We start from the raw sequence: 20,259 nt of genomic DNA on the forward strand, positions 1-20,259 counted from the left end.
GCTTGGTGTGTGGACGTCAAGCGAAGCAGTCCACACACCAAGCCCCTCCGGCCCGTCACCGCACCCACAGCCCCGCGCAGCGGACCCCGCCCGCCGCAGGCGCAACGGCGAGCAACACCCACGGCGGGCCAGCCAAAAACGTGAGCCGAAAGCAAAGCGCAGCGCTACGCGTCGCGCTTCTTCAACAACACGAACCCGCAGACCAGCGCGACCACCGTCCAGGCGATCATGATGCCGAGCCCGCCCCACGGGCCGTACGGGACCTCGTCGTTGGCCGGCGCGACGACCTGCATGATTTTCGAGCCCGCCTGGTCCGGCAGATAACGGCCCACCTTCCGGGTCGCCGAGACATTCCCGAGAATGTTCGAAATCAGGAAGAAGAACGGCATCAGGATGCCCAGCGAGAGCATCGGGCTGCGCAGCATCGTGGCCACCGCCATCGAGAACAACGCGATCAGCGTCATATAGAGCCCGCCGCCGATCACCGCACGCAGTACGCCCGGATCACCGAGGTGCGCCCGGAGGTCACCGAGCACCGCCTGCCCCGCGAAGAACGTCACGAAGCTGGTGGCGAGACCGACGACGAAGACCAGCGCGGTGGACACCAGCAGCTTGCAGAACAGAAAGGTGCCGCGCTGCGGTACGGCGGCCAGCGAGGCGCGGATCATGCCGGTGCTGTATTCGTTGGAGACCACCAGCACCCCGAAGACGATCATCGCCAGCTGGCCCAGCCCCATCCCGGCGAAGCTGATGTTGGTGGCGTCGAACGCCAGCCGGTCCCGGGCCGGCATCGAGTTGAAGTCGTTGTTGGCCAGGGTGCAGATCAGCACGCCCAGCCCGATGGTGACCACCACGGCGATGCCCAGCGTCCACACCGTGGACCGCACCGACCTGATCTTGGTCCACTCCGACCGAATGACCTGCCCGAGCGCCGCCATCCGTCAGCTCCTCTTCTTCTGCCAGTCCGCGCCCCAGCCGGTCGGCTGCGGTCCTCCCGGTCGTGCCCCGGCCGACTGCGGCTCTCCCGGGCGCTCTGCCCCGGCCTGGGCCGGCACCGGCTCGCCGTCGTGCGCGTGATACTCCACCGACTCGGCCGTCAGCTGCATGAACGCGTCCTCCAGGGACGCCTGCTGGGGGCTGAGCTCATGCAGCACCAGCTGATGCCGGGCGGCCAGTGCGCCCAGCCGGTCGGCGGGGACCCCGTCGATCTCCAGCGACCCGTTGCCGACGGCCACCGCGTCGATGCCCTCGTCGTGCAGCAGATCCAGCAGCTTCTCCTGCTGCGGGGACCGCATCCGGACGTACGACCGTGAGTTCTGGTGGATGAAGTCCTTCATCGAGGTGTCCGCCATCAGCCGGCCCTGCCCGATGACGATCAGATGCTCCGCGGTCAGCGCCATCTCGCTCATCAGATGCGAGGAGACGAAGACCGTGCGGCCCTGGCCGGCGAGGTTCTTCATCAGATTGCGGATCCAGTGGATGCCCTCGGGGTCGAGCCCGTTGACCGGCTCGTCGAAGAGCAGCACCTGGGGGTCGCCGAGCAGCGCCGCGGCGATACCGAGCCGCTGGCCCATACCGAGCGAGAAGCCCTTCGAGCGCTTCTTGGCGACCGAGCTCAGCCCGACGCTGTCCAGCACCTCGGCGACCCGCCTGCGGGGAATGCCGTTGCTCTGCGCCAGACACAGCAGATGGTTGGCGGCGCTCCGGCCGCCGTGCACCGCCTTCGCCTCCAGCAGTGCCCCGATGTAGGTGAGCGGATCCTTCAGCTGCCGGTAGTGCTTGCCGTCGATCCGGACCGTTCCCGACGTCGGGTTGTCCAGGTCGAGCATCATCCGCATGGTCGTCGACTTGCCCGCGCCGTTCGGGCCGAGGAAGCCGGTGACCATCCCGGGCCGCACCGTGAACGTGAGGTGGTCCACGGCGACCTTGTCGCCGTAATGCTTGGTCAGCCCCTCGAGCTCGATCATGTGCTGCACGCTAGGCGTGCCCGGTGGCCCCTGCCACCGGGGCGGGGCCGCCCGGCTGACCCCCTGTACGCACCGCACCCCCGCACCACCACGGAGGCGGTACGGGGGCGCAACAGCTGAGCGGAAACGGAACCTGCCTGGGGCACCACCCAGCATGAGCTGGGGGTGGGGGCACCTCCCAGCGATAGCCGGGGGAGGTCAGCGGCTCTGCTGGGCGGGGACGCCGCGGGAGACGGTCTCGTCCTCGCCGGGGGCACCGGCCGCGGCCACCGCCGCACCGGTCAGCGTCGCCAGCATCTCGCGGACGTTGGTCAGCTGCGCGTTGATCGAGTCGCGGCGGTTCGTCAGCGCCGCCAGCTCGCGCTCGGATTCGCTGCGGATCCGGTCCGCCTTGGCGTTCGCGTCCGCCACGATGTCCTCGGCCTGGCGCTGCGCGGTCTCCACCGTCTGGCGGGCCCGGCGCTCCGCGTCCGTACGCAGCTTCTCGGCCTCCAGGCGGAGCTGCTCGGCGCGGTGCTCGATCTCCGCGAGCCGCTTCTCTGCCTTGGCCTGACGCGAGGCCAGGTCGCGCTCGGACTGCTCACGGCGCTTGGCGAGGTTGGTCTCGAAGTCCGCGGCGGCCTGCGCGGCCTTGGCACGGGTCTCCTCGAAGAGGGAGTCCGCCTCCTCGCGCTTGGACTGCGCGTCCTTCTGCGCCTCGGCGCGCAGCGTGGACGCCTCGCCCTTGGCCTTCTCGACGATCCGGGCGCCCTCGTCCTCCGCCTTCGCCTTGCGCTCGGCGGCGAACGACTCGGCGTCGTTGCGGACCTGCTGGGCGGCCGACTCGGCCAGCTCCCGGTGCTGCTCGGCGGCCCGACGGGCCTCCTCGCGCAGATCCTTCGCCTCCTCTTCGGCGAGCCGGAGGATCTTCTCCACGCGCGCGCCGAGGCCCGCGTAGGACGGTTCGGCGTCATTGACCTGCGCCTGGGCGTTCTGCGTTTCGAGGTGCAGCTCCTCGATCCGCTTTTCCAGCGACGTGATGCGGGCCAGCGCGCTGTCGCGGTCGGCGACGAGCTTCGTAATGCGGTCGTCCACCTGACCGCGGTCGTACCCACGCCGCACGAGCTCGAAGCCGAAGGGGGAGGAAGTGTCGCTCATGGGGTTCCTGTCGAAGAGACCGGTGAGGTGATAAGGAGAATCCTAGGGGTCACAACGGCGTGTCATCGAGTCATTGCCCGTTTGATCTGGAGAATGACCCCTCATTTGAGTGGCTACCCCTCAGACTGCTTGCCACTCGAACGAGTTGCGCCCGCTGCGGCGGCTGCCTTCACACCACCGCCCTTGCCCTCCCCGCCCCCACCGGGTGCCTCGAACGATTCCAGGGCCTCCAGAACGTCCTGAACGCGGGAGATTTCGGCGTTGATGTCCTCCCGGCGGCGCACCAGCACCTCCAGCTCCCGCTTGCCCTCGTCCACGATGCGGGCGGCCTCCGCCTCGGCCTCGATGCGCTTGCGCTCCGCGTCGCGCACCGCCTCGGCCTTCTTGTTCTCGGCCTCCTTGATCAGGCCCTCGGCCTTCTTCACCGCCGAGATCCGGACCTTGCTCGCCTCGCTGTTCGCGTCCGCCACCATCCGGTCGGCCTTCTCCTCGGCCTCCACCTGCTGGGCGGTGGCCTGCGCGATGAGCTTGTCGACCCGCTCGCCGGCGTTCTTCATCGTCTCCGCCGACTCCCGGCGGGCCCGCTCGTGCAGCTCCTCGACCTCGGACTCGATCCGCTGCCGCAGCTCCTCGGCGCGGTCCCGGATGCCGGTGGCGTCGCGGCGGGCCTCCTCCAGCAGCGTGTTCGCGTCCGTACGGGCCTTCTCCACCCGCGCATTGCCGTCGGTGGTGGCCTCCGAGACCAGCCGCTCGGCCTCCTTGCGGGCCACCCCGACCATCGTGTCGGCCTGCTCCTCGGCGGCGGTGGCCGCCTTCAGCGCCTCCTCCTGGGCCTTGGCGACGAGCTGGTCGGCCTGCTCGGCCGCGTCCCCGCGGCGCTGGGCGGCGTCCTTGCGCGCCTCGTCGAGCAGCTGGTCCGCCTCCTGCTGAGCCTCGGTCCGGGTCTGTCCGGCCGCCGCCTCGGCGTCCTCCTTGAGCTTCGCGGACTCGTTACGGGTGCGGTTGGCGTGCTCCTGCGCGGCGGTGACCGTCTCGGCTGCCTCCGCCCGCAGCCGGTCCGCCTCCGCGGTGGCCGTCGCGAGCATCCGGTCGGCCTGCTCCCGGGCATCGGCCCGGGTACGGTCCGCGTCCCGCTCGGCGTCCGCGGTCGTCCCGGCCGCCTCCGTGCGCAGCCGCTCGGCCTCCGTCGCGGCCTCCGACATCAGCTCGTCGGCCTGCTCCGCGGCGTCCGAACGCGCCTTGTTGGCCGCCTTGCGCGCCTCGTCGCCGGTACGGTCCGCGTCCTTGCGGGCGTCCTCCAGCACCCCGGCCGCCTCGGCCCGCAGCCGCTCCGCCGTCTCGGTCGCCTCCGCCACCAGGCGCTGTGCCTGCTGCTCGCCCTCGGACCGCAGCCGCTCGGCGGCCTGCTGGGCCTCCTGGACCGTACGGTCCGCGTCGTCCTGCGCCGAAGACGTCAGCTCGGTGGCCTCGGTGACAATCCGTTCGGCCTCCGTACGCGCCTCGGTGATCAGCCGGTCCGCCTGCTCCGCGGCGTCCGAGCGCATCCGGTTCGCGTCGTCCCGTGCCTCCGCACGGGCCCGCGCCGCGTCCTGCTCGCCGGCCGCCAGCGCGTCCGAGGCGTCGGTACGCAGCTGCTGTGCCTTCGCCGTGGCGTCCGCCACCAGCTTCTCGGCCTGTGCGGTCGCCTCCGACACGAGCTGGTCGGCCTGCTCGGCGGCCTCGGACCGCGCCGTGTGGGCCTCCCGGCGCGCCTCGTCCACCACGCCGGCCGCCTCGGCGCGCAGCCCGTCGGCCTCCTCGATGGCCTCGGAAACCGCCCGCTCCGCGAGGGACTTCGCGGCCTCCGTGGCCTCCTGCGCCTCCGCACGGGCCCGCGCCGCGTCCTCCGAGGCGCGCTCCCGCTCCTCGTAGGCGTCCTTGCGGATCCGGTCCGCCTCGTCCTGCGCCTCGGCCTTGGTGCGCTCCGCGGCGTGCTCGGCCGCCGAACGCAGCCCGGCGATCTCCTCACCGGCCTGCTCGTGCAGCCCCGCGACCGAGTCCCGCACCTGCTGCGCGGTCTGCTCGGCCGCCGCGACCAGCTCGCCGGCCCGCCGGTCCGCGTCCTCGACCAGCCGCTGGGCCTCCTCCTGCGCCTCGCCCACCCGCGTACGGGCCGACGCCAGCAGCTCCTCGCTCTGCTCGCGCGCCGCGGTGCGCTCCTGGTGGGCCTCCTCGCGGGCCTCACCCAGCAGCTGTTCGGCCTCCCGGCGCCGCCGCGCGGCCTCCTCCTGGGCCGCGGCCAGCGCCTGCGCCGCCTCCGCACCCGTGCGCTCGGCGGCCGTGGCCGCCTCGGCACGGACCCGGTCCGCGGTCTCCTGGGCCTCCGCCTTGAGCCGCTCCGCCTCGGCCGACGCCTCGGTCCGCAGCCGTACGGCCGCCGACTCGGCCTCGGAACGCGCCGACGACGCATCCGAAGCGGCCTCCGTGCGCAGCCGCTCGGCCTCCTCCTCGGCCTGCTGCTGCAGCGTCCGGCGCCGCTCCGCCGACTCCGCCTTGAGGCGGGCCGCCTCCTCCTGCGTCTCCCGGCGCAGCCGCTCGGCCTCCGCGCGGGCGTCGCGCTGCGACCTCTCGGCGGCGGTGACCTTCTCCTCGGCCTCGGTGCGCAGCCGGTCCAGCTCGTCCTGCGCCTCGGCGCGCCGCTCGTCGGCGGCCTGCTCGGCCTCCGCGCGCAGCCGTGCGGCGGACTCCTCCGCCTCGGTGGTCACCATCTCCGCGGCCTGGGCGCCCTCGGTGAGCAGCTCCTCGGCCTCCGAACGGGACCGCTCCAGGGCCTCCTCGGCCTGGCGGCGCAGTGCCGAGGCACGCTCGATGGCCTCCGTCCGCACCCGCTCGCTCTCCGCGACGGCACCCGAACGGGTCTCCTCGGCGTCCGACTTGGCCTTCGCCAGCAGCTCCTCGGCGGTCCCGGCCGCCTCCTCGATCTGCTGGACCGCCTCCCGGCGGGCCTCGCCGCGGATCCGCTCGCCCTCGGCGACCGCGTCCGCGCGCAGCTGCTCCGCCTCGCCGCGCAGCCGCCGTGCCTCCTCCTGGAGTTCGACGGTCTTGGCGCGGTACTCCTTGGTGTCGTCCTTCGCCGCGCCCTTGAGCTGCGCCACCGTGTCGTGGGCCTCTTCGCGCAGCCGGTCCGCCTCGGACTCGGCCTCCTTGCGCAGCCGTTCGGCCTCCTCCGCGGCGGCCTTGGTGGTGGCCTTGGCGTCCTCGGACGCCTTGGTCAGCACCTCCTCGGCGGTGCGCGCGGCCTTCGCCAGCTGTGCCGCGGAGTCCTCCGCCGCCTGCGACCGCGCGGACTCCTGCGCCTCGGCGAGCAGCCGCTCGGACTCCGCGCGGGCGTCCGACCGCAGTTGCTCGGCCTCGGCCTTGAGCGCCTCGGCCTCCTTGGTGGCCTCACCGACCAGCCGGGCGATCTCCGTCTTGGCCGTACGGGTGCGCTGCTCGTTGTCCGACTCGGCCGCCGTCAGCCGCTTGGTGGCGCTCTGCTGCGCCTCGTCGACCAGCTTCTCCGCCTCGGCGCGCGCCTCGCGCAGCGCCGTGTCCGCCTCCTGGACGCGGGCCTCGGCGGTGCGGGTCAGCTCCGCGGCCTGCCGGCGGGCCTCCTCCGACTCGGTGCCGACGCTGGTACGCAGCTGTTCGGCCTGGTCGGTGGCCTCCTGGGCCTGGCTGGAGGCGGCGTTCAGCAGCCGTTCGGCGTCCGTACGCGCCCGGCGCAGGATGCTTTCCGCTTCGGCGCGGGCCTCCTCGGCCTCGGTGCCGAGCCGCTCCCGGGCGCGTTCGGCCAGCCGCTGTGCCTCGGCCCGTGCGGCCGCCAGCGCCTGCTCGGACTCCCTGCGGGACTCCTCCATGAGCCGGCGGGCCTGCGACTCCGTACGGGCCCGCAGCTGTTCGGCCCAGGCGACGTTCTCGTTGACATGCGATTCGACGGTCTGCCGGCGCTCGTTGAGCTCCTCGTCGAGGCGCTGCCGGCGGCTGACCGCCTCGGCGTGCAGCTCGGCCTCCAGCCGGGACTGCCGCTCGGCCTGCTCCTGCAGCAGCCGCTGGGTCTGTGCCCGTGCCTCGCGCAGCTCCCGCTCGGCATCGGTACGCAGCTGGTCCGCCTGGATCTGCGCATTGCGCAGCAGCTGTTCGGCCTGATGACTGACGTTGTCGTAGGCAGGGCGGGTCGCGAGGTTGCGGCGCGCCTCATGGAGCTTGGCGCGCAGCACCTCGACCTGATAGCCGAGGTCGTCGGCGTGCTGAACGGCCTTGTCCCGCTCCGTCTTCAGCCGCTCCATCTCGGCCTCGAACTGCGAGAGGTGGTCGTCAGCCTCGTAGCGGTCGTTGCCCCGCACTGCGCGGTCCCATCCGTCCCCTGGTCATGGTGGCGGCCGTCTCCGGTCCTGCGGCGCTCGTCCCGTACACGTCACGTCGTACCGGACTCGCGCCCATCGGAGCTGACCCTTCCGAAGAAATGGTGTCAGATCATCGGCAGAGTATGGACCGAGCCCCACTCCCGTACCCCGGCCGAGGCTGCACTCTACCGGCCGGGGAAGGTGAAGGTCAGTGGTCTGTCGAGGTGGCAGGCGCCGCGGTGACGAGTTCGGTGAGCACACCGTGACAATCCTTGGGGTGCAGGAAGGTGATCCGGGACCCCATCGAACCCGTCCTGGGCTCGTCGTAAAGGACCCGGACGCCCTTGCCGCGGATTGCCTCGGAGTCGCCGTCCACGTCCGCGGTACCGAAGGCGATGTGGTGCACCCCCTCGCCGTTCTTGGCAAGCCACTTGCCCACCGCGGAGTCGTCGCGGGTGGGCTCCAGAAGCTGCAAATACGAGGCGCCGCCGTCGGACGTCTCATTGATCTTGAGCATGGCCTCCCGGACCCCTTGCTCCTCGTTGACCTCGGTGTGGAACACCTCGAAGCCATACGTGGCACGGTAGAACTCGACAGTCTTGTCGAGGTCGAAACAGGCGATCCCGATGTGGTCGATTCGCGTCAGCATGGCTCCAGTGCACCGCCCACACGGCTGGTTACGCAACGTGCGCGCGATCACACCTGCTTGCCGGTGACCCGGCGGGTACCGCTCAGTACATTGACGGGAACCCTCGTTAACTTCCCTGCAAAGGAAGGCCGCACCGCATGTCTGCAACGAACGGCACGAACGGCAGCACCTCAGTGATCGTGGCGGGAGCGCGCACCCCCATGGGCCGGCTCCTGGGATCCCTGCGGACCTTCTCCGGCGCCGACCTGGGCGCCGTCGCCATCAAGGCGGCACTCGACCGGGCGGGCATCGGCGGTGACCAGGTGCAGTACGTGATCATGGGCCAGGTGCTCCAGGCCGGGACAGGGCAGATCCCGGCACGCCAGGCCGCCGTCAAGGCCGGGATCCCCATGAACGTCCCCGCGCTGACCGTCAACAAGGTCTGTCTCTCCGGCCTCGACGCCATCGCGCTGGCCGACCAGCTCATCCGCGCCGGCGAGTTCGACGTCATCGTCGCCGGTGGCCAGGAGTCCATGACCAACGCCCCGCACCTGCTCCCGAAGTCCCGTGAGGGCTTCAAGTACGGCGCCGTCGAGATGCTCGACGCGATGGCCCACGACGGCCTCACGGACGCCTACGAAGGCATCGCCATGGGCGAGTCGACCGAGAAGCACAACACCCGTTTGGGCATCGCCCGACCGGAGCAGGACGAGGTTGCCGCGCGCTCCCACCAGCGGGCCGCCGCCGCCCAGAAGAACGGGCTCTTCGAGGCCGAGATCACTCCCGTGGAGATCCCGCAGCGCAAGGGCGAGCCGGTCGTCTTCAGCCAGGACGAGGGCATCCGCGGCGAGACCACCGCGGAGTCGCTCGGCAAGCTCCGGCCGGCCTTCGCCAAGGACGGCACGATCACCGCCGGCACCTCCTCGCAGATCTCCGACGGCGCCGCCGCGGTCGTCGTCATGAGCAAGGCCAAGGCCCAGGAGCTCGGCCTGGAATGGATCGCGGAGATCGGTGCGCACGGCAATGTCGCGGGCCCGGACAACTCGCTCCAGTCCCAGCCCTCCAACGCCATCAACCACGCCCTGAAGAAGGACGGCCTGGCCGTCGACGATCTTGACCTGATCGAGATCAACGAGGCGTTCGCGGCCGTCGCCGTGCAGTCGATGAAGGACCTCGGGGTGTCCCCGGAAAAGGTGAATGTCAATGGCGGCGCCATTGCGCTGGGTCACCCGATCGGGATGTCCGGCGCCCGGATCGTGCTGCATCTCGCGCTGGAGCTGCGCCGGCGGGGCGGTGGCGTGGGTGCCGCCGCGCTGTGTGGTGGCGGTGGCCAGGGCGACGCGCTGATCATTCGCGTACCGGGTAAGTAAGCGAGAGCTCGTACGCCGGTGCGTACGAGCGGGCCGAATCGCGTACGAGCGAGCCGAAGGAGCCGAGCGGCGATGGTGGACGTCCCCCAGCTGGTGGAACAGGCACGGCAGGGCCGGCCGAGGGCCGTGGCACGGCTGATCTCCCTCGTGGAGGGGGCGTCACCGGAGCTGCGCGAGGTGATGGCGGCCCTGGCGCCGCTCACCGGCAACGCCTATGTGGTCGGGCTGACCGGCTCGCCCGGTGTGGGCAAGTCCACCACCACCTCCGCGCTGGTGACGGCCTATCGCAAGACGGGCAAACGGGTCGGCGTGCTCGCCGTCGACCCGTCCTCCCCGTTCTCCGGCGGCGCGCTGCTCGGCGACCGGGTCCGGATGAGCGAACACGCCTCCGACCCCGGCGTCTACATCCGCTCCATGGCCACCCGCGGCCATCTGGGCGGCCTCGCCTGGGCCGCGCCACAGGCGATCCGGGTCCTGGACGCGGCCGGCTGTGACGTGGTCCTCGTCGAGACGGTCGGCGTCGGCCAGTCCGAGGTGGAGATCGCCTCCCAGGCCGATACGAGCGTGGTGCTGCTCGCTCCCGGCATGGGCGACGGCATCCAGGCGGCCAAGGCCGGAATCCTGGAGATCGGCGACGTCTACGTCGTCAACAAGGCGGACCGGGACGGGGCCGATGCCACTGCCCGCGAGCTCAACCACATGCTGGGGCTCGGCGAATCCCGTGCGGCGGGCGACTGGCGGCCGCCGATCGTCAAGACCGTCGCGGCGCGTGGCGAGGGTGTCGACGAGGTCGTCGAGGCGCTGGAAAAGCACCGGGCCTGGATGGAGGAGCGCGGCGTCCTCGCCCAGCGGCGCCGCTCCCGTGCGGCCCACGAGGTCGAGACCATCGCGGTCACGGCACTGCGGGAACGGATCGGTGATCTCCGGGGGGACCGCCGCCTGGACGCGCTGGCCGAGCGCATCGTCTCCGGCGAGACGGATCCGTACCGGGCGGCGGACGAACTGGTCGACGGGCTGACCAACGGGGACTGAGGCAGTGCCCCCCCGGGGTGGCGTGGTTTGTCTGCGGGGGTGTTGTGGCTGGTCGCGCAGTTCCCCGCGCCCCTTCGTGGCGCGGCCGATCCGTCACTTGCTTCTGGGGCGGCGTGGTGGGGGTTGGGGTGTTGCGGGGTTTGTGGTTGCCGCGGGGGTTGGAGGGGACGCACCGGTACCCTCCCCCAGCCTTCGGCCGGGAGGTGCCCCCACGGCGCGGGCGACGCGGCTCCGTGCGATTGAGTACCCCGGCGTTCGCTCCAGTCCTGCGGGCGGGCACCGGTACATCCCCTCCAACCGTCCGGCGTTGCCGACTGCCGCCCGGTGACACCGTCCGTCACGGCCCAGACGTGGCCGCGCCCAAGGATCGGGGGCCTGGCCAGGTCCCTGCCAAGAGGTGCCGCGCATGGTCGTGACGGTGATCGGTACGGCGGGACAGCCGCCCACGTACGGAGGTCGGAGGGGATGTCCGGTGAGCCGCCCGCAGGACCCGGAGCGAACAACGGGGCGAGGAACCTCAGGGACCAGGGCCGCCCGCGCCGAGGACGGCTTACCGGGCGTCCCCTCCGACCCACCACCCACCGCCCGTAGGCGCACCGGCGCCAGCCCACGGCAAACCCGCACCCCAGCCCACGGCAAACCCGCACCCCCAGCCACACCGAAGGCCCCGCCCACGGTGACGTGGGCGGGGCCGGGGTTGGGGGAGTGGTGGGTCAGTCGTCCGCGCCGTCGTTGTCGTCGTCGTCGGCGTCATGCGCCGGAACCGCGCTCAGATTGCCGGACTGCGCGTCCACCAGCAGCTTGTGCTCCTTGCCGTCCTTGGTGACCGTTTCGACTTCCCAGACCGCCTTGGCCCGGTGGTCGTCGTCCAGTTCGATGGAGGTCACGGTGCCGTGCGAGGCCGCAGCGGTACGGGCGGCGGTCCCGGCGTCGGTGCGGGTGTTCTGAAGGGCGGCGCGCTCGCGGGCGTCGTCGTCATCGTCGTGGTCGATGTGCTGGTTCAGCACCCGTGCGGTGCCCGCGTCGAGGGTGACCTCGTACGACTTGCCGTCCTTGCCCAGCACATCCGCGTCCCAGACCAGGCCGGAACGGTCCGCGTCCAGGTCGAGCCCGGCCACGGTGCCAGGGACGGCCTTGAGGGCCGCGGCCGCGGCGTCCGGCGCGGTCACCTTGGCGGCGCGGGCCTCGCGGGTCTCTTCCTGGCCGTCGGCGTCGTCGTCCTGCAGGTGGATGCTGGAGCGGCTGTCCTGCACCTGGGCGGTGCCGGAGCCCGTGTCGTGGGCGGCCGGTTGCGCCGTGACCGGTGCGCCGGACCGGGCGCTGCCGGAGCCGTCGTGGCTGACCGCGACGGCGGTGACCGTACCGCCGGCGACGAGGGCGGCCGCGGCGGCGGTGGCGATGATCAGATGGCGCTTCATGTTTGCTCCCCTTGCGATCGGCTGTGCCCACACAGTGGCCGAACGAAGCTGAAGGGGACCTGAAGGCACCTGAAGGGGGCTTCAGCAAGGGGATGGCATGGTGAGCGCATGCACCCGCCCGTCTCGCAGTACCGCCCGCCCGGTCCCGCCGCGCACCGTCCCTACCGGCTCCTGATCGTGGAGGACGAGAAGCGGCTGGCCCTGTCACTGGCCAAGGGACTGATGGCCGAGGGGTATGCGGTCGATGTGGTGCACGACGGTCTGGCGGGTCTCCACCAGGCGAGTGAGGAGACCTACGACCTGCTCGTGCTCGACATCATGCTGCCGGGGATGAACGGCTACGGCGTGTGCGGGGCGCTGCGGGCGGCCGGCCATGAGGTGCCGATTCTGATGCTGACCGCCAAGGACGGCGAGTACGACGAGGCCGAGGGGCTGGACACCGGCGCCGACGACTATCTGACCAAGCCGTTCTCGTATGTGGTGCTGGTGGCACGGGTGAAGGCGCTGCTGCGGCGGCGTGGCCGGACCGCGCCGCCGGTGTTGCAGGTGGGGTCGCTGGCCATCGACCAGGGCGCGCGGCGGGTCGAGCGGGACGGCGTCGAAGTGACGCTGACGACGAAGGAGTTCGCCGTGCTGGAGCAGCTGGCGGTGCGGGCGGGCGAGGTGGTCTCCAAGGCGGAGATCCTGGAGCACGTCTGGGACTTCGCCTACGAGGGCGATGTCAACATCATCGAGGTGTACGTGAGCGCACTGCGGCGCAAGCTCGGCGCCGGCCACATCGTGACGGTGCGCGGCGCGGGATACCGGCTGGTGGCCGGTGGGTAGCGTGCTGGGCTCGGTACGGGCGAGGGCGGCGGCCGGGGCGACCGTGGTGGTCGCGCTGGCGCTGATCGCGGCGGGTACGGCGGTGCTGCTGGTGCTGCAAGGCAATCTGCAGAACCAGGCCGGGCTGCAGGCGGAGGTCGCGGCGCGCGAGGTGGCCTCGCAGATCGCGACGGGTACGCCGTACGACAAGCTGGATCTGCCGGACGGCGATGACCATCCGGTGGTGGTCGCCGCTGACGACGGGCGGGTGCTGGCGGTCGGCGAGGACGTGCGGGCCGTCGACGGGAAGCGCGTGGCGAAGACACCGCAGGGTGCGGGGAGCGTCGCGCCGCCGGCGGGGGACGAGGACGACGAGGGCGACGACGAGGAGCGTGGGCTCAAGCCGGGGGAGGTCGACGACGATATCCACCACCGGGACGGGACCGCGGACGTCGACGGGACGGTGGCCGACTACCGGTTCGCGGCGGTCGAGGCCAAGGACACCAGTGGCGAGCAGGCGACCGTGCGCGCGGGGTCGCCGCTGGCGGCGGAGCGGGACGCCGTCGGATCGGTGCGGGACGCCATGCTGATCGGGCTGCCGCTGCTGCTCGTGGTGGTGGCGGGGGTGACCTGGCTGGTGACCCGGCGGGCGCTGCGGCCGGTGGAGGGGATTCGCGGGGAGATGGCCGCGATCACGGCGAGTACGGATCTGAGCCGGCGGGTGCCGGTGCCGTCGTCGAAGGACGAGATCGGCCGGCTGGCCCGGACGACCAACGAGACGCTGGCGGCGCTGGAGTCGTCCGTGGAGCGGCAGCGGCGGTTCGTCGCGGATGCCTCGCACGAGCTGCGCAGCCCGATCGCGAGTCTGCGCACCCAGCTGGAGGTGGGGGTGGCGCACCCGGAGTTGCTGGATGTGCCGGGCGCGGTGGAGGACACCGTGCGGCTGCAGCGGCTGGCGGCGGATCTGCTGCTGCTGGCCCGGCTGGACGCGGGGGAGCGGCCGGGCGGGGCCCGGGTGGATCTGGCGGCGATGGTGCGTGAGGAGAGTTCGCAGCGGGTCGCGGACCGGATTCCGGTGCGGCTCGGCGAGCTGGCGGGCGGGGAAGTGGCGGGGTCCCGCGGTCAGTTGGGGCGGGTGCTGACGAACCTGCTGGACAACGCGCAGCGGCATGCCGTCTCGTCCGTGCGGGTCGCCGTGGTGCGCGAGGGGGAGTGGACGGTGCTGCGGGTCGAGGACGACGGGCCCGGGGTGCCGGAGAGCGAGCGGGAGCGGATCTTCGAGCGGTTCGTACGGCTCGACGACGCACGGGCCCGGGACGACGGCGGGGCCGGGCTGGGGCTGGCCATCGCACGGGATGTCGCGGTGCGGCACGGCGGTTCGCTGGCCGTGCGCGCGGGATCGGTGTTCGAGCTGCGGCTGCCGGTGGCCGGCTGAGCCCGTTGCGGCCCGGCGACGGGGCCTCGGCCCGGTCGGGGGGCCGAGGCCGGCCGGTCAGAGGCCGCCGCGCTCCTTGCGGAGGTGTTCGGCCACCGGACCGAGCGAGGTCCGCAGCGACTGGAGGTCCTCGGCGGTGAAGAGGTCGATGAAGTGCTTGCGGACCGAGGCGACATGGTGCGGGGCGACCCGGCGCATGGTGTCCCAGCCTTCGTCCGTGAGGACGGCGTAGAGGCCACGGCGGTCCGACTCGCAGCTCTCACGGCGCACCAGACCGGCGTTCTCCATGCGGGTGATCTGGTGGGAGAGACGGCTCTTGGACTGCAGGGTGCTGGTGGCCAGGTCACTCATCCGGAGGCGTCGGTCCTCGGCCTCGGAGAGGTTGACCAGGATCTCGTAGTCGTTGTTCGTCAGGCCGAACGGTTGCAGGTCGCGCTCGAGTTGGTGCATCAGCAGCCTGCTGACATCGAGGTGGGTGCGCCAGGCACACTGCTCCTGGTCGGTCAGCCAGGGGGTGTCGCTGTCGGTCGTCATGGAGTGAATTCTACCCGTAAAAGTTGAATAGTGAATTAATCATGCCGGGGGCGGTGTCCCTCGTCCGGCCGGGGCCGGTGGTTGGTCAGACGTTCGAGGTCACCGTCCGCAGAGTACCGCTCACAGCCCGAAGCGGCGCTGGAGGCTCCCGAGGTTGCCGGGGAGCTGGGGCAGTTGTGAGCCACTGTGTGGGACGTGTCCGCCCCCGCCCGGAACGCCCTCTTCGGTGGGTACCGCGCCGGTCGCCAGCTCCGGCATCAGCTGCTCCGTCGACTGCAGCAGAACCGTGCCGGCCCCGGCGAACTCGAATTGGTGCTCCTCTCCGGACGCCCCGCCGATCCCGGTGTGCGCCCGCAGTCCGCCCAGGAATCCCTGCAGGTACTGGTGGTCGTAGTGGTGGCACGGGGAGGGGCAGTCCGCCCAGCCGACGAGGGCCTGCGGGTCCACCCGGATCGGCGGCTCCATGAAGACCACCGGGCCGTTGGACGCGGCCACGAACTTGCCCGTTCCGATGAGGGTGAGAAAGCCCGGGATGATCGACTGCTTCAGCGACAGAGATGGCTGAAATGCGAGCAGGTTGCCCGAGCGAATCGTCAGGTTGCCGTCCTCCAGATCGAAGGAGTTCACATCGAAGGCACGGTCCGCGAGCAGCATCTTTCCCCGGCCCTCGGCAACGACCCAGTCCGCGGCGTGCAGTGGCGAATGAAAACTTCCGGCGATCAGGCGGTCCAGACGGCCGTGTCCGATGCCCTGGAAGTCGATCTGCCCGTAGTAGGCGATCATCTTCCCCTTCTGCAGGAACCACTGGCCGTCCAGCTCGACGCTGAAGGCATACGCATGGACGTTGTCGTCGGCGGGGAGCGAATGGATGTCGTGGACGACGGGACCGGTCACAGCTTTTCCTCCGACGCCTGTACGTAGACGGTGCCCTGGCCCGACAGCTCCAGCTGGAAGGCCTCGCCCGAGCCGCGGCCCACCATGTCGCGCCAGCCGAGCGCCGTGGACAGTTTGTTGCGGACGTCGCCGCGGTGGGCGACATAGGCCTGCGGGTCGACATGGACCGGCCGCTGGGGCGTGATCGGCAGCTCGATCACGCCGCCGTGCGCCATCACCGCGGCCGAGCCGACGCCCTTGAGGGTCGTGGTGAACAGGCCCTGGCCGGTGACCTGGCCGCGCACCATGCCCATCACCCCGCCCTGCGCGCCCATGAACATCGTGCCCTGCTGCAACGAGCCGTCGAAGGCCAGCAGCCGGTCGGCCTCGACGTACAGGGTCTCGCCCGTCAGGTCGACGACCTGCACATGGTGGCCGCCGTGGCCGAACATGACCGTTGCGGTGGGGGCACCTCCCTGGCCATGAGGGCCTTGGGGGACCTCGACGGTCATCAAGGGGGTGGCCTCGCCGGCGATCCGGCGGCCGATCATCGAGCCGACGCCGCCCTGGCCGCCCTGGATGTTCGGGGTGAAGGAGACCTCGCCGCGGTAGGCGATCATCGCACCGCGCTGGCTGAACAGCCGCTGGCCCGGGCCGATCCTGGCCTCCACCATGCGGGAGTTGAGCAGGGTGAACGGCATCAGACCTCACCGCCCACGGTGTTGCGCTCGCTGGGCTGCACGTAGACCAGGCCCTCTCCCTCGAAGCGGATCTGGAAGGCCTCGCCGGAGCCCTCTCCCATGAAGGTGCGGAAATTGACCCCGGACTGGAAGTGCTGCTTGAGGTCGCCGGTGTGGGCGATATAGGCGCCCGGGTCGACCTGGAGGGGGTACTGCTTGGTGACCCGCAGCACCACCGCGGAGCCGTGGGACGTGATCGCCGCCCGGCCGCTGCCCTCGACGGTGGTGGTGAACAGGCCGCTGCCCTGGGAGGCGCCGCGCAGGCCGGTGAAGGTCGTGCCCGTACGGAGCGTGGCGTCCGCGCACAGCAGATTGCTGGCCTCGACGAACAGCTTCTCGCCCTGCAACTCCACCAGGTTGATCTCGCTCGCGCGATCGGCGAAGTAGCAGGTGCCGTGGCCCTTCACCTCCATCACGGCCATCTGCTCGCCCGTGAGCCGCCGGGTGACCATGCCGCGCAGGCCCTCGCCGCCGCCGGACATCTTCTTGAACGACATCTGGCCGTCGTACGCGACCATTGCACCGTTTTTCGCCTTGACGGCATCGCCCGTCATGTCGACGGCGAGCACCTTGCTCCCCTGGAGCCGAAACTGAGCCACGGGTCAGACGGTAGTCGGCCGGGGCCGCGCGGGGCAGGCCCTTTGTCCCTGACATTGCCCGGAATCTCCTCCCGGCCGCGGGACCGCGGCCCCTTGCCTCCCCCCGGCGCGGTGCTCGCCGAGGCGGCTGTAACAATGGGGCAAAGCTTGTGAACCCTTGCACAAGCAGTCTCCTCGCCCGCCACCCGAACGAGGTTCCCGTGGACATCAAGACCGCCGCCGCCCTGCACCGACTGCGCCTGGCCTCCATCCCGGAGGCGATCTCCTTCCCGGCGCTGCTGATCTTCGGTACCGGTTTCCGCCTGGCCTTCGACTACGACTCCCTGGTGATGCCGCTCGGCATGATCCACGGCCTGCTCTTCATCACCTACGTGGTGCTGCTGCTGGACGTGTGGAACCGCACCAAGTGGTCCGTCAAGCGCGTCGCCTTCTTCTTCGTGCTGGCGATCCTGCCGTTCGGCGGACTCTTCGGGGACCGGATCCTCAAGCGCGAGGAGGAGGCCGGCGTGATCGCCGCCCGGGCGCGCAAGGAAGGCGTCGTGAGCGCATGATCGTCGCCTTCTCCGTGAGCCCGCTGGGCGTCGGCGAGGACGTCGGTGAATATGTCGCCGACGCGGTCCGGGTCGTCCGTGAATCCGGGCTGCCGAACCGTACGGACGCCATGTTCACCTCCATCGAAGGTGAATGGGACGAGGTCATGGACGTCGTCAAGCGTGCGGTCGCGGCCGTCGAGGCCCGCTCGGGGCGGGTCTCGCTGGTGCTGAAGGCCGACATCCGGCCCGGCGTCACCGACGGACTGACCTCGAAGGTCGAGACCGTGGAGCGGTATCTCACCGAGGGCGGCACCCCGCGGGCCTGAGCGGTCCCGGGACAGCACACCCAGCGCCCCGTCGGGGCGTCAGCCGCCCGCCGCCAGGGTGATCCCCAGCGGGGTGCGCTCGTACAGCACCTGATGTCCGTGGCGGCGCGAGGCCAGCAGACCGGCGTCGCGCAGCACGGACAGATGCCCCGAGACGGAGGACGGCGCCAGGCCGAGACGGTGGGCCAGGGCCGTCGTGGTCGACGGTGTGTCGAGCGCGGCCAGCACGGCCGCGCGGTTCGCCCCCAGCAGCCGCGCCAGCGCCGGACCCGCCGCCGGCTCGGCCCACAGCCCGCCGATACCGCGCGCCGGGTAGATCACGGTGGGCTGCCACGGCGGGTCGAAACCGCTGATCACGTCCGGCCACACGAAGACGCTCGGCAGCAGCAGCACTCCGCGGCCGTCCAGATCCTGCATCTGGGCGAAGTCGGTACGGGTGCGGACCGTCAGCGTGTCACCCGACCAGGACAGCCGCGGATGCAGATCGGCGAACAGCCGCTGGAGTCCGCCGCCCGCCAACTGCCGCGACCGGTAGGCGATCTCGGCCTCCAGCAGCGCCCGCAGCCGCGGCCAGTCCGGGGCGAGCAGCGCCCGCCAGGCCCGTTCGGTGACATCGGCCAGCTCCTGGACCGCCCGTGCCGGATCGGCCAGCGCCGCCCGGCCGCGCGCCGACTCCGCGGCCGCCGGCCGGCCCGCCAGCGACTTGGCCATCTCCGCACGGGCCAGGGCCGGATCGGTGGCGCGCAGCCGCGCCAGCTCCTCGTCGAAGCCGGCCAGCGGGGTGTCCGGCGGGCGGCCCAGGAAGTCCGGGGTGTAGCCCCCCGGGGGCGACGGCGGCATGAAGAGCCACAGCGGTGTCAGGTCCAGCCCCGCCAGCGTCTCGCGCATCCGGCGCAGCCACGGTGTGTGATAGCCGTGCCGGTCGGTGCGGCGCAGGGTCCGTACGGCCTCATGGGTCTCGCACAGCGGGGAGACCGCGAACCGGATGCGGAGCAGGTCGTCGGCGCCGAAATGCATGTTCACCGGCACGGCCGCACGCTCCCCCCGGACGCAGGATTCGGCTGGAGCCGAAAGAATACGGGGCGGCTCCCGGGTCCGGCAGTCTGCGGACATGCCCTCGCCTTCCGGGCCCGCGCCGTCGGGCCACCCTTCCGCCTGCCCTGATGCGGGTGCTGCCGCCGATGCCGGAGCGTACGCCGGTGCCCCCCGCCCGGACGGCTATCGCGCCGTGTTCGCCGTCCCCGAGTTCCGGTTCGTCTTCGCCGCGCATCTGCTGTCCTCCCTCGGTGTGGTCGTCTGCGAGATCGCGCTGTCCGTGCTGGTCTTCCGGCTCACCGCGTCACCGATGCTGAGCGCTCTGACCTTCGCGCTGGGGCTGCTGCCGTACGCCGTCGGCGGGACGCTGCTGTCGGCGGTCGCCGACCGGTATCCGGCCCGGCGGGTGCTGGTCGGCTGCGATGTGCTGTGCGCGCTGGCGGCGGTGGGGATGGTGACGCCGGGCACGCCGGTGGGGGTGCTGCTGGTGCTGCGCTGTGTGATCGCGGCCGTCGCGCCGGTCTTCGCGGGGACCCGGGCGGCGACGCTGGGGGAGATCCTCGGCGCGGGGGAGCTGTTCGTGCTGGGGCGGTCGGTGATCCGCATCGTGAACCAGAGCGCGCAGCTCGCCGGGTTCGCGGCGGGCGGCCTGCTGCTCGTGGTGGTCTCCCCGGCGGCGGTGCTCGCGCTCACCGCCGGTGCGTTCCTCGGGTCGGCGCTGCTGCTGCGGCTGGGGACCCTGGCGCGGCCGGCGCGGGCCGGGGCCCGGGGCGCGGAACGCGGGGCGCTGCTGGGGGCCTCGCTCGGCGGGGGCCGGCGGCTGCTGGCCGACCGCCGGGTGCGGGCGCTGCTGTTGCTGACGTGGCTGCCCCCGGCGTTCGTCTCGATCCCCGAGGCGCTGCTGGTCCCCTACGCCGGCCTGCTCGGCACCGGGCCGGCCGGTATGGGGCTGCTGATGTGCAGCATGCCCATTGGTGCGGTGGTCGCCGAGAGCCTGGTGGGTTCGTTCCTCGGGCCGCGGGCCCGTGCCCGGCTGACCTTCCCCATGGGCGTCTTCGCCGTGCTGCCCTCGCTGGGCTTCGCCGCGCAGCCCTCGCTCGGCTGGGCGGTGCTGCTGCTCGCGCTGACCGGCACCGGGATCGCGTACAACTTCGGGGTCGACCGCTGGTTCGTCGCCGCGGTCCCCGACGAGCTGCTGGGCCAGGCGATGACGGTGATGCAGGCGGGGCGGATGACGGTGATGGGGCTGGCGATGGGGCTGGCCGGGGTCGCTGCGGAGTACGCGCCGCTGCGGGCCGTGATGCCGGCCGCGGGGGTGCTGGGGGCGGTCTGTGTGCTGGCGGTGATCTTCGAGGTCCGGCGTACGGTGCCGCGGCCGGGCCGGGCAGCCGCCGGGCCGGTGCGCGGACCGGCCGGGCCGGTGTCCGGGACCGAAAAGTGAGACGCGGCTGACCACCATATGAC

General features: G+C 71.8%; 18 protein-coding genes. 7 read left to right on the forward strand and 11 right to left on the reverse strand.

What is annotated here, in order from left to right; all coding sequences use genetic code 11:
• Nucleotides 1–164: 164 nt before the first annotated feature.
• The 5 genes from AB0C46_RS26855 to mce all read right to left on the reverse strand — a co-directional run bounded on the left by AB0C46_RS26855 (nucleotide 165) and on the right by mce (nucleotide 8,117).
• Nucleotides 165–938: an ABC transporter permease subunit gene (locus AB0C46_RS26855; RefSeq protein WP_362830856.1), complete on the reverse strand. Its 774-nt coding sequence runs from the start codon at nucleotides 936–938 to the stop codon at nucleotides 165–167.
• Nucleotides 939–941: 3 nt separating this feature from the next.
• Nucleotides 942–1,967 carry an ATP-binding cassette domain-containing protein gene (locus AB0C46_RS26860; RefSeq protein WP_362830857.1) on the reverse strand — a complete coding sequence of 342 codons (1,026 nt, stop codon included), beginning with the start codon at nucleotides 1,965–1,967 and terminating at the stop codon, nucleotides 942–944.
• Nucleotides 1,968–2,165: 198 nt separating this feature from the next.
• Complete coding sequence (locus AB0C46_RS26865; RefSeq protein WP_018087363.1) at nucleotides 2,166–3,104, reverse strand: cellulose-binding protein; 939 nt, start codon at nucleotides 3,102–3,104, stop codon at nucleotides 2,166–2,168.
• Nucleotides 3,105–3,217: 113 nt separating this feature from the next.
• Nucleotides 3,218–7,468 carry a polarized growth protein Scy gene (gene scy / locus AB0C46_RS26870; RefSeq protein WP_362830858.1) on the reverse strand — a complete coding sequence of 1,417 codons (4,251 nt, stop codon included), beginning with the start codon at nucleotides 7,466–7,468 and terminating at the stop codon, nucleotides 3,218–3,220.
• Nucleotides 7,469–7,676: 208 nt separating this feature from the next.
• A complete protein-coding gene (mce, locus tag AB0C46_RS26875) occupies nucleotides 7,677–8,117 on the reverse strand; it encodes a methylmalonyl-CoA epimerase (RefSeq protein ID WP_362830860.1) in 441 nt (146 codons plus the stop codon).
• A 173-nt stretch (nucleotides 8,118–8,290) separates the two neighbouring features.
• On the opposite strand from mce, the gene AB0C46_RS26880 reads away from it, so the two are divergent.
• Together AB0C46_RS26880 and meaB are read left to right on the forward strand one after the other, a co-directional pair.
• Complete coding sequence (locus tag AB0C46_RS26880) at nucleotides 8,291–9,466, forward strand: acetyl-CoA C-acetyltransferase (RefSeq protein ID WP_362830993.1); 1,176 nt, start codon at nucleotides 8,291–8,293, stop codon at nucleotides 9,464–9,466.
• 72 nt (nucleotides 9,467–9,538) lie between these two features.
• A complete protein-coding gene (gene meaB / locus AB0C46_RS26885; protein ID WP_362830861.1) occupies nucleotides 9,539–10,498 on the forward strand; it encodes a methylmalonyl Co-A mutase-associated GTPase MeaB in 960 nt (319 codons plus the stop codon).
• A gap of 713 nt (nucleotides 10,499–11,211) precedes the next feature.
• Here meaB and AB0C46_RS26890 read toward each other — a convergent pair.
• Complete coding sequence (locus AB0C46_RS26890; protein WP_362830862.1) at nucleotides 11,212–11,916, reverse strand: PepSY domain-containing protein; 705 nt, start codon at nucleotides 11,914–11,916, stop codon at nucleotides 11,212–11,214.
• A 108-nt stretch (nucleotides 11,917–12,024) separates the two neighbouring features.
• On the opposite strand from AB0C46_RS26890, the gene AB0C46_RS26895 reads away from it, so the two are divergent.
• On the forward strand, nucleotides 12,025–12,741 hold the full coding sequence (locus AB0C46_RS26895) for a response regulator transcription factor (protein ID WP_362830863.1): 717 nt from the start codon (nucleotides 12,025–12,027) through the stop codon (nucleotides 12,739–12,741).
• Nucleotides 12,742–12,745: 4 nt separating this feature from the next.
• Nucleotides 12,746–14,155: a HAMP domain-containing sensor histidine kinase gene (locus AB0C46_RS26900; RefSeq protein ID WP_362830994.1), complete on the forward strand. Its 1,410-nt coding sequence runs from the start codon at nucleotides 12,746–12,748 to the stop codon at nucleotides 14,153–14,155.
• 57 nt (nucleotides 14,156–14,212) lie between these two features.
• Here AB0C46_RS26900 and AB0C46_RS26905 read toward each other — a convergent pair whose 3' ends face one another.
• From AB0C46_RS26905 to AB0C46_RS26920, 4 genes are all read right to left on the reverse strand, one after another.
• Nucleotides 14,213–14,689, reverse strand: coding sequence for a MarR family transcriptional regulator (locus AB0C46_RS26905; protein ID WP_362830865.1), 477 nt, complete (start codon nucleotides 14,687–14,689; stop codon nucleotides 14,213–14,215).
• Nucleotides 14,690–14,809: 120 nt separating this feature from the next.
• A complete protein-coding gene (locus AB0C46_RS26910) occupies nucleotides 14,810–15,583 on the reverse strand; it encodes an AIM24 family protein (RefSeq protein WP_362830866.1) in 774 nt (257 codons plus the stop codon).
• Complete coding sequence (locus tag AB0C46_RS26915) at nucleotides 15,580–16,263, reverse strand: AIM24 family protein (protein ID WP_362830867.1); 684 nt, start codon at nucleotides 16,261–16,263, stop codon at nucleotides 15,580–15,582. The genes AB0C46_RS26910 and AB0C46_RS26915 overlap by 4 nt, the downstream gene beginning before the upstream one ends.
• Entirely contained in the window at nucleotides 16,263–16,901 is a 639-nt protein-coding gene (locus tag AB0C46_RS26920) for an AIM24 family protein (protein WP_362830868.1), read from the reverse strand. The genes AB0C46_RS26915 and AB0C46_RS26920 overlap by 1 nt, the downstream gene beginning before the upstream one ends.
• A gap of 200 nt (nucleotides 16,902–17,101) precedes the next feature.
• Between AB0C46_RS26920 and AB0C46_RS26925 the strand changes: the two genes are divergently transcribed.
• Nucleotides 17,102–17,452 (forward strand): DUF3817 domain-containing protein, encoded by a 351-nt coding sequence (locus AB0C46_RS26925; RefSeq protein ID WP_362830870.1) that lies wholly within the window; start codon nucleotides 17,102–17,104, stop codon nucleotides 17,450–17,452.
• Nucleotides 17,449–17,760, forward strand: a complete 312-nt coding sequence (locus AB0C46_RS26930) for an MTH1187 family thiamine-binding protein (RefSeq protein WP_042148849.1) — start codon at nucleotides 17,449–17,451, stop codon at nucleotides 17,758–17,760. The genes AB0C46_RS26925 and AB0C46_RS26930 overlap by 4 nt, the downstream gene beginning before the upstream one ends.
• Nucleotides 17,761–17,799: 39 nt before the next feature.
• Here AB0C46_RS26930 and AB0C46_RS26935 read toward each other — a convergent pair whose 3' ends face one another.
• Nucleotides 17,800–18,789: a DUF5937 family protein gene (locus tag AB0C46_RS26935; RefSeq protein WP_362830872.1), complete on the reverse strand. Its 990-nt coding sequence runs from the start codon at nucleotides 18,787–18,789 to the stop codon at nucleotides 17,800–17,802.
• A gap of 82 nt (nucleotides 18,790–18,871) precedes the next feature.
• On the opposite strand from AB0C46_RS26935, the gene AB0C46_RS26940 reads away from it, so the two are divergent.
• Nucleotides 18,872–20,236, forward strand: a complete 1,365-nt coding sequence (locus AB0C46_RS26940; protein ID WP_362830873.1) for an MFS transporter — start codon at nucleotides 18,872–18,874, stop codon at nucleotides 20,234–20,236.
• Nucleotides 20,237–20,259 lie beyond the last annotated feature (23 nt).

It is taken from the genome of Streptomyces sp. NPDC048637 (genome assembly GCF_040650675.1).
Taxonomy (GTDB): Bacteria; Actinomycetota; Actinomycetes; order Streptomycetales; family Streptomycetaceae; genus Streptomyces.

Excerpts from the sequence above, each read along its gene's own strand:
- AB0C46_RS26855 (WP_362830856.1), bottom strand. The coding sequence starts at position 938 with ATGGCGGCGCTCGGGCAGGTCATTCGGTCGGAGTGGACCAAGATCAGG.
- AB0C46_RS26860 (WP_362830857.1), bottom strand. The coding sequence starts at position 1,967 with ATGATCGAGCTCGAGGGGCTGACCAAGCATTACGGCGACAAGGTCGCC.
- AB0C46_RS26865 (WP_018087363.1), bottom strand. The coding sequence starts at position 3,104 with ATGAGCGACACTTCCTCCCCCTTCGGCTTCGAGCTCGTGCGGCGTGGG.
- mce (WP_362830860.1), bottom strand. The coding sequence starts at position 8,117 with ATGCTGACGCGAATCGACCACATCGGGATCGCCTGTTTCGACCTCGAC.
- meaB (WP_362830861.1), top strand. The coding sequence starts at position 9,539 with ATGGTGGACGTCCCCCAGCTGGTGGAACAGGCACGGCAGGGCCGGCCG.
- AB0C46_RS26890 (WP_362830862.1), bottom strand. The coding sequence starts at position 11,916 with ATGAAGCGCCATCTGATCATCGCCACCGCCGCCGCGGCCGCCCTCGTC.
- AB0C46_RS26895 (WP_362830863.1), top strand. The coding sequence starts at position 12,025 with ATGCACCCGCCCGTCTCGCAGTACCGCCCGCCCGGTCCCGCCGCGCAC.
- AB0C46_RS26905 (WP_362830865.1), bottom strand. The coding sequence starts at position 14,689 with ATGACGACCGACAGCGACACCCCCTGGCTGACCGACCAGGAGCAGTGT.
- AB0C46_RS26915 (WP_362830867.1), bottom strand. The coding sequence starts at position 16,263 with ATGCCGTTCACCCTGCTCAACTCCCGCATGGTGGAGGCCAGGATCGGC.
- AB0C46_RS26930 (WP_042148849.1), top strand. The coding sequence starts at position 17,449 with ATGATCGTCGCCTTCTCCGTGAGCCCGCTGGGCGTCGGCGAGGACGTC.
- AB0C46_RS26940 (WP_362830873.1), top strand. The coding sequence starts at position 18,872 with ATGCCCTCGCCTTCCGGGCCCGCGCCGTCGGGCCACCCTTCCGCCTGC.